Raw genomic sequence first — 14,002 nt, 5'->3', positions numbered from 1 at the left:
ATATAACACTACATTAACTATATACGATTGTTGTACTATATGAATCTTTCATTTTTTTTAGAAACGGGGGAGTTATGAACTAAACTTTTCTACAAGTATGGGCATTTTCCGTATGTAAAACTGGAACATTCCAATCATAACACAAACTCTATTTTAAATACACATTGTATATTTTGCAAGGGATATCAGGAATCTCCTTCTTCCTCTTCTCCTTTTTAATAATGACATGCCTAATATTTTTATTTCCTTGATTGGAACCCCGGTTCCGGAAGTTTTTCAACGTATTCTTTTAATAACGAGTTTCTTCACAGTTTTTTTCCCACCGGCTCCTTCGCAGTTCCCGGCTTCTTCAGCTGCCCGGTTCTCTACAACTTCCGTCCAGGCCTGGAAATGGTAGTTGCTGCCTGCTCCAAGGTCCCTTATGCGGATTTCAAAGGGGTTTTCTTTTGTCGCCTTTATTTTCCCGGCAAGCTTTTCCCTGAAAACCTTCGATACCGCTTTTTCGGGGGCAGGGGCGGAGATTACCCCGAGCATTCCCCCTTTTGCGTCCGTCATGACAAAGGTCTTTTCCTTTTCTTTATTCAGGTTTTCGGGGGCGGTTTCGTCTTTGAGAGCTTCCCGCCTGAGCTGGCGCCTTACCCTGTCCAGGGCGGCTCCTGCGTCCTTCTTTTCCGGCCCGCGGCCTGCGGTGGTTTCGGAGAGGTGTTTTTCTTTTCTTTCGGGGGGGACGTAAGGGGCTTTTCCCAGCAGGTCGTGGAGGAGCATGATTGCTGCATGCTTGTCCAGGGGCTCGTTGTTGTTCCCGCATTTCGGGGACTGGATGCAGCTCGGGCAGCCGCTTTCGCAGGGGCAGCTCTCGATGGCTTTCAGGGTACCGTCCAGGACCTGGCCGATCAGGTCATAGCCTTTCTCGGCATACCCGACTCCGCCCCTGTGCCCGTCGTAGATGAAGATCGCGCTCCTGCCCCCCAGGTCAGGGTGGGATGGGGTGGAAAGCCCGCCCACGTCGCTCCGGTCCACAAGGAGGTGGAGGGGGTACATGGCTATCATGGCGTGTTCCACGGCATGGATCCCGCCTGCAAAGTCCAGCCTGTGTTCTTCTACCCTTTCCTGAAGCCTTTCAGGAAGCTTGAGCCAGAGGGCAACGGTTTCCAGGGTGACCGGGGGCATCTCGAGTTCGTGGGTGCCCATGATCTCGTTGCTGTGGGACTGGATCTTCCTGTACCCTATCACCCTGTCCGTAACCTCCACTTCCCCGAGCCCGACTTCCACGTCCGGAGCCTTTTCCAGGGCTTTTGCAGCGTAAGCTTCCCGAAGGGCCACAGAGGAGTCGATCATGGGCTTAGTATAATATCTGTCCTGGGTCTTTACCGCGTGGATCTCCTTTTTCTCGTAGTCGATCCTGTTCACGTAGTAGGGTTCTCCCCTGTGCATGTAGACTGCGCCGGGATAGCATTCCCGGAAGGCCAGGGCTTCTTCCATATCCTTTTCGATCGGGAAGCGTTTTTTGCCTTCAATGGCCAGGAGAGAATACGTATTATTATCTATCCCGCGGAGGGAGACGTGCTTGTAGGGGAAGGGGTCTGTCGCATACTTCTTTTCGTCGCCTGCAAGCAGCCCTTCGGTTTCCAGGAGTTCCGTAACCCGGGAAAAACCTTCCCCGAAATGCTTTGTATCGGAAACCTTCAGGGGGATTTCCTTTGCCGCGCAGAGCAGGTGCCCTGCCAGGATGTAGGGGTTTTTGGGGTTCAGGACGGCGTTTTCACTGTTCCTCCCGAAAAAGTCAGCAGGGTTTCGCATGTAGTACTGGTCAAGGGCGTTTGTCCCGGCCACCAGGACAACAAGGCTTTCGTTCCCGCTCCGGCCTGCCCTGCCTGCCTGCTGCCGCGCACTCATGACCGTTCCCGGGTAGCCGTCCAGGATGCAGGCGTCCAGGCTCCCTATATCGATCCCGAGTTCCAGGGCATTGGTGGAAATCACACCCCGCAGTTCCCCTGAAGCCATTTTTTTCTCGATTTCCTCGCGTTCTTTGTCGAAGTAGCCGCTCCGGTAAGAACAGATCGCAGAGGAAAGCGCTCTCTCCCTCAAAAGTTCCCTGCAGCTTTTGTACATCCGCTCTACGCTCTGCCTTGCCCGGGTAAAGGCCAGGGTCTGCAGCCCTGCCTGGACGAAGCGTGTGAAAAGGGCTGAGGCTTCGGAAAAACTGCTCCTTCTGAGGGTGGTTCCCCTGTTGTTGATGTAGAGGGGAGGGTTCCAGAAAACGAACTGCTGGGGGCCTGCCCCTGAGCCGTTGTTGTCGACCATTTCGGCTTTTCGCCCTATCAGGGTCTCAGTATGCTCTTTCGGGTTTCCTATAGTTGCCGAGCAGCAGACAAACTGCGGGGTCCCCTCTCCGTAATATTCGGCGACCCGGACCAGCCTGCGCAGGAGGTTTGCCATGTTGCTCCCGATAACGCCCCTGTAGTAGTGGCTCTCGTCCACGACGATGAACTTCAGGTTTGAAAAAAAACGCTTCCAGAGATGGTGCCAGGCAAGAAAACTCATGTGGATCATCTCGGGGTTTGTGAAGACCACATTTGTCCTCCCTTCTCTTACCTTTCGCTTTTCGGAATCCGAAAGGGCGCCCGTGTACCGGGCAATCCTGGTCCCTGAACCCAGTTCCATTTCGAATTCGAGAAAGGTCTTCATCTGGTCGTTTACCAGGGCATTCAGGGGAGAAATATAGAGGGCTGTGGCTTCCGGGTCTTCCATAACGGCTTCGAAAATGGGGAGCATGTATGTCAGGGACTTTCCGCTTGCTGTGGTCGTGCAGAGCACGATGTCTTTTCCTTCCCGGATTTTTTCTATGGCCTCCGCCTGGTGGGTGTAGAGTTCCTTTATCCCCGTTTTTGCAAGGGCTGCCCTTACCGGCCCTTTCAATTCCAGCGAGCTGTACTGCGCCTCCCTTGCCGGGATTTCTTCTACATGCACGATCTGGTTTTCGTAGCGCCTTGATCCTTTTATCTCGTTAAGCAGGCGGGATATGTTCATTTTTCGGCTCCATTTTTTATTCGGACCTGACGTTCCGACCGTCTTCTACCCTGGGATTGATGTTGTGCCACTCTGTTTTTCCACTGCGGATAAAGCTTGCGCTTTAATCTGGTCGAAGCTTGCCATCCCTGGCCGCAAGAAACTCGGTACAGGTTTCATTTCTCGCAATATAAAAAAAGTTTCCCGGGATTTACTTCCCTGTACGGGCAATTCCTTTCAGGGCCGGATTACTACATGTGTGAATTGGAAGAGTAAACCGGATGCGGAAAATGTATAATAATATTAGATGAGTACTGAACCGGTTTTCCGTATCAAAACTCAACCTTCTCAAGGCTCAACCTTCTCAAGGCTCAACCTTCTCAAAACTCAATCTTCGGGACTTCCCTTTCAGCTTGCGGGATTTCAAGTAAGTCTTTTTTCCTGAATCCCATCAAAGATGCAACAATATTTTTCGGGATTGTCTGAATACTGATATTATATTTCATTACCGTATCATTATAAAATTGTCTCGCATAGACAATTTTGGTTTCGGTTTCTATGAGGTCTTGCTGGAGCTGAATAAAGTTCTGGCTGGCTTTCAGTTCTGGGTAGTTTTCGGCAACTGCAAACAGGGGCTTTAAGGTGGAGGAAAGGTAACTGGAAGCTTCTGCCGTTTCATTTACGCTGTCTGCGGACATGACTGCAGCTCTGGCTTTCGTAACATTTTCGAAAATAGTCTTTTCGTGTTTTGCATACCCTTTAACCGTTTCTAAGAGGTTGGGGATAAGGTCATGGCGCTTTTTCAACTGGACTTCTATCTGAGCCCAGGCATTTTCTACCCTGTTCCGCTGTTTTATAAGCTCATTGTACATTATAATAAAAAGCAAAACAAAAATTGCTGCTGTTGCTATTGCCAGAATTTCTATTAGCAGATAGATCACCGCCTTCTTAACCGGATTGCCCTTCTTAGCCGGATTACTTTAATCGGCACCGCCACCGCCTCCTCCGGAGCCATCGCCTACTCCTCCTGCTCCTCCTCCGCTTCCATCTGAAGACGGGTTGGATGACGAATAGGCGCTTTCTAAACCGGAACCAAACTGGGAATAATTATCGTGCAGGGAATCGAAACAACTATCGTTTAGCTGTTCGGAAGGAACGATCAGAGACATGTTTTTAAGGACCAGCTCTGCGATTCCCATGGCGGTAGCATAGACCAGATAAGAGTCCCAGAGCTTGATTGATTCCGGAGGGTGCTCTTTGAGAGCAGAAAAATCAATAAGATATTTTCTGAAGTTTTTCCAGCGCATATAATAGAGCTTGCCTTCCGGTGTCCAGCGTCCCATGACCTTTTTGAATATGTTGATGAAAATTAGCATAAAAAACCCGAAAGCTCCGATTAAAACAAGCAGAATTTGTATAATTAGTGCCAGGGGAAATGTGCCTAGAGGGAAAAATAGAGCTCTTACAATAGAGAAAACAATTGCAGCTATTAAAGTGTATTTCCCAAATTTCCCAATGTAAGTGTTTCCTCTGGATTGGAAGAATTCATCAACTATGATGTGCCTCTTAACTTTTTCATTCCAGGCATGCACAAAATGGTAGAAATCCTTGCCTTTTCCAAGATCTTTTTTCATTCTATTCCAGGAAACCGTGGTTCCCGAAGCATGATCCTTTAATAAATTGAGGACATCTCTTTCGAAATCTTCCAGTTCGGGCAGATCCCCCTGAGTTTCTTTGCTGGGAGGATTGGTGTCATGGTTGCTAAGTTCAATCAGGATGTCTTCAACTTTATGTTTTGATAGCTCCAGTGTTCCTTTTTCTTCGGATTTTGCCGTACGAAGAGAAATATAACCGAGGTTAGCAAGGTCCATAACCGTAGCAGTAAACCCATGCATTGTAGGAAAGCCTATGTTCCAAAACATGATGGCATTGACAATGGCAGGTTTGGAATCGGTAGGCGGTTCTCTCTCATATATCGCCTGGTAATCTATTTTTGACTCTCTTCCATACCTGAAATAGATTGCAAAAGGAAATATCAGGGTCAGCAACGCAAATACAACTGTCAATCTATAAAATTTCCCTATGATCCAGATTTTCTTTTCATATACATCCTCAATAAAGGTTATTTTTGAAAGGGTTTTTTCATCATCTACTATGACCAGGCTGGAATTAGGAGACGCAATCCTTGGAAAAACCGCTCTGATTTCATACCATCTATTGGGGGGAAGCCTTTTTGTCCTTACATTGATGACATTATTTTTCACATTTTCTTCCTGTGTATAGCCGTCAGGATGAATCCAGTACTGGAGTTCATTCTCGTTTTCCACAGGGAACTTAATGCTTCCTTTTAAGCTTCCAAGGGGTTTTTCCCATTCATCCCCCCACAATTTGTAATGGAATTCGGAAACGTCCCTGTGGACCTTGACCGCACCACAGTGGTCGTAGGAAACTAAAAAGGTCACTTTTTCCGGGGTGGGGTCTGGAAGCTTGCCTCTCAGTTCGTATCCTTCCGGAATTGTTTTTACACTGAAATCACATGCTTCACCTTTAAAAGATCCCTCGATATTCCGGATAGATCCCCCAGGCATCACTCTGATATTTCTATAAATTTCACTGTAGTTTCCTTCAAATACGTAAGAAATCGATTCTTCAACGTGGACGATGCCGTCTGGATCAACAGTTATATTCACTTCGGCTTCTTCCAGTGCGTAGTTCCTTGCACTTGCCGAGGGTACAAGAAGAAGGACGGCTAGCAAAATAATAACTGCTTTCAATGCTCTGGAATTAATATCTGCTTTGCTGGCAGGTGCAACAGGGTCATTTGAAATATGGGACAAAATTCCTCCAACCCCTTATTATTTTTGAGTCCTGAATTTCCGGAATCCTCACAATACCTCAGTTCATAACTGGATGGGCATTATGCGGTTATTCTGTCAGATTATTATGAAATCGGATTAGGTATGAAATCACCTAAGAATAAAAAGTCAGATAAATGTGCCCTCATAATAATTTAATTTTTGGAGTTATTTTGAGCTATACTATATATGGATGTTGTTTTATGCTTGATGCAAAAAATTCAAAGCTTCAAGCTCTGAAGCAGAGTTCCTTTTCTCGGAAGCCGGGGGCGGGCAGGTAGGTAGTCGAACGAGTTTAATGTAATTCTTTTTTAATGGCCTGTGCAGGGGCAAAGCTTTAAATCAAATGATTCAGTTCTAACGCATGTTTCATTTTCGGGATTAGCTCCCGTAGGAATGTGGCTCGAGACCCGGGCTGAACCGTGAAACAAGAAGTGAAACTTGGTGTTATAAAATTGTCTAAATCTTTTTACAAATATGTAGCTGATGCATGGAAAAAACCCGGTGAGACTTACGTAAATGACCTCCGCTGGGAACGCATGCAGGTCTGGAGAAAGCAGGGATCCGTTACCAGGATCGAAAGGCCTACCAGAATCGACAGGGCACGCTCCCTCGGATACAAAGCCAAGCAGGGCATTGTAGTCGCAAGGGTAAAAGTGCGCCGCGGTGGGCTCAGAAAGTCCAGGTACATACGCGGGAGAAGGACCCAGAGGATGGGTAAGAACAAGATCACCGGAGGCATGAGCATCCAGAGGATCGCTGAAGCCCGTGCTGACCGCAAGTTCCCGAATCTGGAAGTCCTGAACTCCTACTGGGTAGGAGAAGACGGAAAGCAAAAGTGGTACGAAGTCATCCTTGTAGACCCCTACCACCCTGTAATCAAGAGCGACAAGAACCTTAACTGGGTCTGTGAAGCTTCAAGTGGCAGGGCAACCAGAGGTAAGACCAGTGCCGGGCGGAAGGGCAGAGGCCTTGGCAAGCGCGGCAAGGGTACTGAAAAGACCAGGCCGAGCATCCGTTCGCACCAGAGTCGAGGAAAGTGATTCACCACATAACGTTGCGTGTGCTCGCTCATGCAACCGAAGACACATCCAGAGTCCGCGAGGCTCTGGATTTTTTTTTATCCGGGGCCGGGGTCCGGGACCGATGCGAGCTGATTGAAGAGCTCTCGGCTGAAGGGCACCACGGAAATCCTATCACTATCATCAGCGTACAGCTTAAAAAAAAGGCCGAATGCCTGGGCTTTGCCCGTTTTGTCCGGGAAAACCTTCCCGAAGCGGACGTGGAACGGCTCAGGGAGGAGATGCCTGAAAGGCTGGACGATTCTCAGTTATTCCATCTTCGCTTTGACAAGCAGGCGGCCTATCTCCAGCAGGTCCGGCTGACGGATTCCTCGGATGCGGTCACCGCAAAAGTCAAGATTGCAACCTATCCGAAGAGCCGGGAAAAAGCCGGGGCTATTGTGGAGGAATTGTTTGGGTAAGCTGAAATTTTACGATTTCTGCGTACACGCCGTTCCTGACGGGGATAATAGTGTCGAGGAACTCGCTTCTCTTGCCCGGCATTTCGGGTATGCCGGTTTTGCGCTTACAAACCATTCCGACAAACTTCCTCAAAAGAAACCTGCCCTGCCTTCCCTGGAAGGTTTTGAAATTTTCCGGGGCATTGAGCTTGTAGAAGAGAATCCCTCGAAACTACACGGGCTGGTAGGCAAATTCAGGAAGAATGCGGACGTCCTTATCGTGCACGGTGGGTCCGAAAAGGTAAACCGGGCCGCTGTTGAGAACTCCAGTGTAGATATCCTGAACCACCCTTCTTTTGATAAGAGCAGCGGGATTAACCAGGTCCTTGCAAAAGCCGCAGCCGATAATGACGTGGCTATCGGGCTGAACATGAGGCCCCTTCTCCATTCCAGGGGTTCAAGGCGCATCCGCTTGCTAACGGACCTCAGGGCTAACCTTGACCTTGCCCGGAAATACGACGTCCAGCTTGTCCTTTCAAGCGATGCCATGTCCTGTTATGACCTGCGCTCCCCCAGGGAGCTGCTGGCCCTGGCAGAACTTTTCGGGTTGGAGGAAAGCGAGGCTGTTGATGCCCTGAGCACGGTGCCGGAAAGGATCCTTGCGAGAAACCGTCCCTCCCCGGGGAATGTCCGGGCGGGTGTGGAAGTAGTTGAGGAGGTTGATTTCCTTTGAAACACCTGATGCCCTCGCTCCGTTCGAAGAAACGCTACCTTGCCTTTGAACTGTTTTCCGAAGAACCGGTAAACAGAGGCGAACTGGTCCGGGAAGTCTTTTCATCAGCTTCAGCCCTGCTGGGAGATGTCCTTGCGAGCGAATGTGATATCCATGTGCTCGGCTTTGAAGCAGGGAGAGGAATCATACAATGCTCCCATTCGAAGGTAACGGAAACAAGAGCTGCCCTTGCCGCCATTACCCGGGTAAACCGGTTGCGTGCAACCTTGCATGTGCTGGGGGTTTCCGGCACGATAAAAGGGGCAACGGAAAAGTACCTGAATGATTACGTGGTCTTCGAACCCAACCTGAAGGCTATTGAAGAATAACCTAAAAGTTCTCGAAGAATAGCTGAAAGGTTGTTGAAGAATTACTGATTGGCTATTGAAGAATAACTGAAAAGTTGTTGAAGGATAAACAATGGATGCTGGATTATTTATGAGTAATTCTCAAAATAAATCCCGGTTATTAATGCTTTTGAGCGATATGTGTGGTGTAATGGGTGATTAAAGCTGTTTAAAGCTTTTAATTTATAGCTCTCCAATACACTGGCTTATATCTCCCCAATACACTAGCTTATAGCTCTCCAATACGCTAGCTTATATCTCCCTAACACCCTTAACGTACAGCTCTCTAACATATAATATGATGAATGGGTATTAGAGGGACAAATGATTATATATTGATTGATACAACAGGTGTAAAAATTCAGACATTGAGGGCCGGAAAAGCTCCGGTCTTTCACAAGCATTATAACTGAGTAAATACACTTTATTAACGGATTAGTTAACGTTGTATCCGGGCCTTCAGCCATGCTGAAAGGTCTTTCAAAGATGCGAATCCAGATTTCGCTTGGAAAAAATACCTTGCAGGGCGTAAATGCCTTTGAATTCCCTTTAGTGGGGGTAATTTCCTCTGGCTTCGTTAAATAAGCCTGTAAGGGCAAGATGTCCCGGAAAAAGGCTTGAAAAAAGACTGTATATCAATAAAACCGTATAAGGTATGAGAAATCGGTATCCTTTCCAGGATGCCCGGACCTGAAGCTTACAGCTTTCAAAACTCTTGAAATTTCGTACAGGTTTTTCGTCCGCTGGCTGGAAATGCTTTTTCAGCCCCGGGCGTTTTCCTGACGATCTGCGGATCTGAGATCCCTTGAAGAGAAAGAAATCCCGGCATGGGGTCGGGAAAGCTTGAAGCGATATGCGTTTATAAGAAATTTAACAAGGAGATACGGAATATGCAGATGGCACCACAGATGGGTTATGACAGGGCAATCACTGTTTTCAGCCCTGACGGACGACTTTTCCAGGTAGAATATGCCCGTGAGGCAGTTAAAAGGGGAACTACGGCCGTAGGAATCAAGGCAGCCAATGGGGTAGTGTTGCTGGTTGACAAGCGAATAACGAGCAGGCTGGTAGAAGCCGAATCAATTGAAAAGATTTTTCAGATAGATGACCATATTGGGGCTGCTACGTCAGGCCTGGTGGCAGATGCCCGCTCCCTGGTTGACAGGGCAAGGGTAGAAGCCCAGGTAAACCGGGTCTCTTATGACGAACTCATAGGTGTGGAGGTTATCTCCAAGAAGATCTGCGACCACAAGCAGACCTATACCCAGTACGGAGGGGTACGCCCTTACGGGACTGCTCTCCTTATCGCAGGAGTGGATGACAGCAAGCCCAGGCTCTTTGAGACAGACCCCAGCGGGGCTCTTCTGGAGTACAAGGCAACGGCCATCGGGGCAGGTAGAAATGCGGTTGTTGAAGTCTTCGAGGCGGATTACAAGGAAGACATGGATATTGATGCTGCAATTCTCCTGGGAATGGATGCTCTCTATAAAGCCGCCGAGGGCAAGTTCGATGCCAGCACTCTTGAAGTTGGCGTGGTGACCCTGGAAGACAAACAGTTCAGGAAGCTCGTGCCTGAAGAAGTGGGAAACTATGTCCAGCAGATTCTTGAGAAGTACAGCGGATCCGAGAGTGAAGAATAAAACCTATATAACATTTCGAGAATGAGTAATCAGAGAAAATCTGATTCTCTATTTTAAATTTTCGGGAAGGTATTCAAAATGGTGTCCCTGGATGAAGCAGTGACTGCACGGCTCAAGCGAGGAAGCAAGCATTTTGAGGTTCTGGTCGAACCTGAAGGAGCCCTGGCCTTCAAGCGGGGCGAGGAAGTAAAACTGGAAGATGTCCTTGCAGTCGAGACCATCTTCGAAGATGCGAACAGAGGAGATCGGGCAGCTGAATCCGATATTATTAATGCTTTTGAGACAAGCGACCCCTTTGAGATTGCGTCCCTGATTCTGAAAAACGGAGAGCTTCAGCTAACCGCAGAGCAGAGAAAGCACATTCTTGAAGAAAAAAGGAAAAAAGTCATCTACACCATTTCCAGGAATGCAATAAATCCCCAGACAAGAGCACCGCATCCTCCTGCCCGTATCGAAAGGGCAATGGAAGAAGCAAAGGTGCATATAGATCCCTTAAAAAGTGTGGACCAGCTGGTAAACATTACCATGAAAGCCATCAGGCCTCTGATCCCCATACGCTTTGAAGAAGTCAATGTAGCTGTAAAAATTCCTCCCGAGTATGCTCCCAAGGCTTACGGAGATATTTCCAGGAGCGGAAGTATTTTGAAGGAAGAATGGCAGAATGACGGCTCCTGGGTTGCAGTGGTCAGGATTCCGGCAGGAATCCAGAATGATTTTTATTCTCTTTTAAATCATCTCACTAAGGGAGAGGCTCAAACTAAACTTTTATAAGAGGACGTTGGATGGTAAAAAAGATAGTGATCCCTGGTGACCTGTTGTCCGACAATGCTAAAAATGCAGGACACGGGACATATGTCAAGAACGGTAAGGTTTATTCTTCGTTGTGTGGTATTGAAAGCAGCAGAGAGGATAAGGTTGGAGTGATCCCGTTTGCGGGTACCTATATGCCCTCCCCCAATGATATGGTTATAGGGATCGTTGTTACGGTTACCCCCTCCAACTGGTTTATGGATATTGCTGCTCCCTACGATGGGATGTTCCATGTATCCGAGTATCCGCGAAGAGTCGAGTCCGCAGATATGCCTTCAATCCTGAATATCGGCGATGCCGCAATCCTCAGGGTTAAAGACGTGGACGATTCCAAGAAAGTCGAACTTGCCCTGCGGGATTCAAGCCTTCAAAAGCTCAGGACAGGCCAGATTGTTGAAGTTGAGCCTATGAAAGTCCCCCGTGTAATAGGTCACGGAGGCTCCATGATCTCAATGCTGAAGAAAGAGACGAACTGTAATATTTTCGTTGGTCAGAACGGAAGAATATGGATCGACGGAAAAGATGAGGATATGGAGCTTTTGAAAAAGGCCCTTCAGCTGATTCAAGTTGAAGCCCGGCGTTCCGGATTGACAGATCGTGTCTACGGCTTTTTGAAAAATGAGCTGGAAATGCAAAAGCAGCCAAAGCCTGCGGCATTTTTTAAAAGCGAAAAGAAAAAAGTGACCGGCACAAAAGAAGAACCTTCTGAAGAAGGTCATTCTGAGGAAACATACAGAAAAATCGATGTGTTGCTGGACCCGAAAGCTTGAGATCCGGACTGGTTTGGACCTGAAAGGAATATTTCCAGGAAATTCGGTGTTTAGAAGAATTTTGTTTTAGGATGTTTGGAGATTAAAGTATGAGCGGTAAACCTGAAAAATTAATTACTGATGACGGGCTGCGCCTTGACGGGAGGCGTATGGATGAGATCAGGCCCATGAAGATAGAAGTCGGCGTACTTTCAAGAGCCGATGGTTCCTGTTATCTTGAATGGGGCAGGAACAAGATCCTGGTAGGCGTATACGGCCCCAGAGAAGCACACCCCCGTCGAATGCAGCGTCCAGACTCTGCAGTTATCCGCTACAGATACAATATGGCTGCTTTTTCCGTTGAAGACCGCGCCCGCCCCGGGCACAGCAGGCGGAGCATTGAAATCTCAAAGGTTTCCAGGGATGCCTTCGAGCCTGTGATCATGAGTGAACTGTACCCGAAAGCGGCTATTGATATCTTTGTTGAAGTCCTCCAGGCAGATGCGGGGACAAGGACCGCTGCAATCAATGCTTCATCTGTTGCTCTTGCCGATGCTGGCATTCCCATGAAGGGGCTTGTGACTTCCTGTGCTTTTGGAAAGGTAGACGGTCAGGTCGTTCTTGACCTCAGCAAAGATGAGGATAACTACGGAGATGCTGATTTCCCGGTGGCCCTGACTCAAGATGGGGAAATTACCCTGGTCCAGATGGACGGGCACCTCACCCAGGATGAAATTAAGAAGGGTCTGGAACTTGTGAAGAAAGGCTGCAGCCAGATCTTTGCACTCCAGCAGGCTGCCCTCAGGACAAAGTTCGAGTTTCCGGAAGCAGAGGAAGCCGAAGAGCTTGAGGAAGAGGAAGCCGTTGAAGCTGCAGAAGCCGAAATCTCTGAAGTGGCCGCCAAATACGCGGGCACAACCGAAGTTGAAGAGGCAGCAGAGGCTGATGAAGTAATTTCCGAATCCGAGGAAGAGGAATCCGAGGAATCTGAGGAAGAAGCCGAAGCTGAAGAGGAATCTGAGGAAGAAGCCGAGGAATCCGAAGAGGAGTCTGAGGAAGAAACCGAGGAATCCGAAGAAGAATCTGAGGAAGAAGCCGAAGCTGAAGAGGAATTTGAGGAAGAAGCCGAAGCTGAAGAGGAATCTGAGGAAGAAGTCGAAGCTGAAGAGGAATCTGAGGAAGAAACCGAGGAATCCGAAGAGGAAGCTGAAGAAGAAGCCGAAGCTGAAGAGGAATCCGAAGAAGAATCTGAGGAAGAAGCCGAAGCTGAAGAGGAATCCGAGGAAGAATCTGAGGAAGAAGAATTCGAGGCCGAAACCGAAGAAGAGACTGAGGAAGAGCTCGAAGCTGAGGGAGAGGTTGAAGAAGAGGAAGACGAAATTCCGGCAGAAGAGCTTGAAGAGGACGCTGAAGAAGAGGCCGAAGAGGAAGAAAAGTCCGAGGGGCCCTGGAAGGTTGTCAAGGACCCTCTTGATCCTGAAGCAGGGAACGGAGGTGAAAACGATGAGTGATGTTATTCCTACTCTCAAGAGAGATTACATTTACAATCTCATGGTTAAGGGCAAGCGTCTGGACGGGCGTGGGTTCGAAGATTTCAGGGACATCAAGCTTGAAACAAACGTTATTGCAAAAGCCGAAGGTTCTGCGAAAGTGACCCTCGGGAAAACCCAGGTCCTTGTGGGTGTAAAGCTCCAGACCGGAACTCCTTTCGCTGATTCTCGGGACGAAGGTGTGATTATTACAAACCTGGAACTGAATCCCATAGCTTCCCCGAGCTTTGAGCCCGGACCCCCCAGGGAAGAAGCAATCGAGATGGCCCGTGTAGTGGACAGGGGAATCAGGGAATCAGGCGCAATTGATATAAATAAGCTTTGCATAACGGAAGGCGAATCCGTATGGATAGCCTTTATCGACATTCATGTCCTGAATGATGAAGGGAATCTCATTGACGCATCCTGCCTCGCTGCCATTGGAGCCCTCATGACCACTATGGTCCCGAACGAGATGGCGGGCGTTGGAGAAGACGCACCTCTGGCAATGAAGGAAATGCCGGTGGGTGTAACCATTGCCAAGATCGGAGGGAAGCTTATGGTGGACCCCGGCAGGGACGAGGAAGCTGTCTGTGAAACAAAGCTGACAGTAGTGTCCAGCTCGGACGGGTCGGTTAACGGCATGCAGAAGATCGGTTCTGCCTCTCTCACCGAGGACGAGTTGCTCGAAGCAATTGAGCTGGCACGCAAAAAGGCTGAAGAAATCCGGGAAGAATTCCTGGTAGGCCTTGAAAGGAAGGACTAAAGTCAGGCAGGATTCATTGGGCAGTATTCATCGGGCAGGATTAATTAAATATAAATATTACAT

12 protein-coding genes are annotated in these 14,002 nt (G+C 48.4%); 9 read left to right on the top strand and 3 right to left on the bottom strand.

The genetic code is table 11. The features are described 5' to 3' along the window. Nucleotides 1–276: 276 nt before the first annotated feature. The 3 genes from ACSAZK_RS03085 to ACSAZK_RS03075 all read right to left on the bottom strand — a co-directional run bounded on the left by ACSAZK_RS03085 (nt 277) and on the right by ACSAZK_RS03075 (nt 5,846). Complete coding sequence (locus tag ACSAZK_RS03085) at nt 277–3,030, bottom strand: DEAD/DEAH box helicase (protein ID WP_440955954.1); 2,754 nt, start codon at nt 3,028–3,030, stop codon at nt 277–279. Between the two features lie 359 nt (nt 3,031–3,389). Beyond that, the gene (locus ACSAZK_RS03080; RefSeq protein ID WP_440955953.1) at nt 3,390–3,896 is read right to left on the bottom strand and encodes a LemA family protein; all 507 of its coding nucleotides are present in this window, start codon (nt 3,894–3,896) and stop codon (nt 3,390–3,392) included. A gap of 93 nt (nt 3,897–3,989) precedes the next feature. Further along, nucleotides 3,990–5,846 carry a DUF2207 domain-containing protein gene (locus ACSAZK_RS03075; RefSeq protein ID WP_440955952.1) on the bottom strand — a complete coding sequence of 619 codons (1,857 nt, stop codon included), beginning with the start codon at nt 5,844–5,846 and terminating at the stop codon, nt 3,990–3,992. 473 nt (nt 5,847–6,319) lie between these two features. Between ACSAZK_RS03075 and ACSAZK_RS03070 the strand changes: the two genes are divergently transcribed. The 9 genes from ACSAZK_RS03070 to rrp42 all read left to right on the top strand — a co-directional run bounded on the left by ACSAZK_RS03070 (nt 6,320) and on the right by rrp42 (nt 13,939). Next, the gene (locus ACSAZK_RS03070; protein ID WP_440955951.1) at nt 6,320–6,907 is read left to right on the top strand and encodes a 50S ribosomal protein L15e; all 588 of its coding nucleotides are present in this window, start codon (nt 6,320–6,322) and stop codon (nt 6,905–6,907) included. Then, nucleotides 6,904–7,347 (top strand): RNA-binding protein, encoded by a 444-nt coding sequence (locus ACSAZK_RS03065; protein WP_440955950.1) that lies wholly within the window; start codon nt 6,904–6,906, stop codon nt 7,345–7,347. The genes ACSAZK_RS03070 and ACSAZK_RS03065 overlap by 4 nt, the downstream gene beginning before the upstream one ends. Next, on the top strand, nt 7,340–8,059 hold the full coding sequence (gene rnp3, locus ACSAZK_RS03060; protein ID WP_440955949.1) for a ribonuclease P protein component 3: 720 nt from the start codon (nt 7,340–7,342) through the stop codon (nt 8,057–8,059). Before ACSAZK_RS03065 ends, rnp3 begins: the two co-directional genes overlap by 8 nt. Next, the gene (locus ACSAZK_RS03055) at nt 8,056–8,427 is read left to right on the top strand and encodes an Rpp14/Pop5 family protein (RefSeq protein WP_440955948.1); all 372 of its coding nucleotides are present in this window, start codon (nt 8,056–8,058) and stop codon (nt 8,425–8,427) included. The genes rnp3 and ACSAZK_RS03055 overlap by 4 nt, the downstream gene beginning before the upstream one ends. 908 nt (nt 8,428–9,335) lie before the next feature. Next, nucleotides 9,336–10,085, top strand: coding sequence for an archaeal proteasome endopeptidase complex subunit alpha (gene psmA / locus ACSAZK_RS03050; RefSeq protein WP_440955947.1), 750 nt, complete (start codon nt 9,336–9,338; stop codon nt 10,083–10,085). Between the two features lie 78 nt (nt 10,086–10,163). Then, complete coding sequence (locus tag ACSAZK_RS03045; protein WP_440955946.1) at nt 10,164–10,856, top strand: ribosome assembly factor SBDS; 693 nt, start codon at nt 10,164–10,166, stop codon at nt 10,854–10,856. Between the two features lie 11 nt (nt 10,857–10,867). Beyond that, complete coding sequence (rrp4, locus tag ACSAZK_RS03040; protein WP_440955945.1) at nt 10,868–11,665, top strand: exosome complex RNA-binding protein Rrp4; 798 nt, start codon at nt 10,868–10,870, stop codon at nt 11,663–11,665. An 89-nt stretch (nt 11,666–11,754) separates the two neighbouring features. Continuing rightward, nucleotides 11,755–13,155: an exosome complex exonuclease Rrp41 gene (gene rrp41 / locus ACSAZK_RS03035; RefSeq protein WP_440955944.1), complete on the top strand. Its 1,401-nt coding sequence runs from the start codon at nt 11,755–11,757 to the stop codon at nt 13,153–13,155. Continuing rightward, nucleotides 13,139–13,939, top strand: a complete 801-nt coding sequence (gene rrp42, locus ACSAZK_RS03030) for an exosome complex protein Rrp42 (RefSeq protein WP_440955943.1) — start codon at nt 13,139–13,141, stop codon at nt 13,937–13,939. The genes rrp41 and rrp42 overlap by 17 nt, the downstream gene beginning before the upstream one ends. Nucleotides 13,940–14,002 lie beyond the last annotated feature (63 nt).

The organism is Methanosarcina sediminis, from assembly GCF_052056915.1.
In the GTDB taxonomy this organism is placed as follows: domain Archaea; phylum Halobacteriota; class Methanosarcinia; order Methanosarcinales; family Methanosarcinaceae; genus MTP4.
This window is presented reverse-complemented; position numbering and strand designations above follow the sequence as displayed.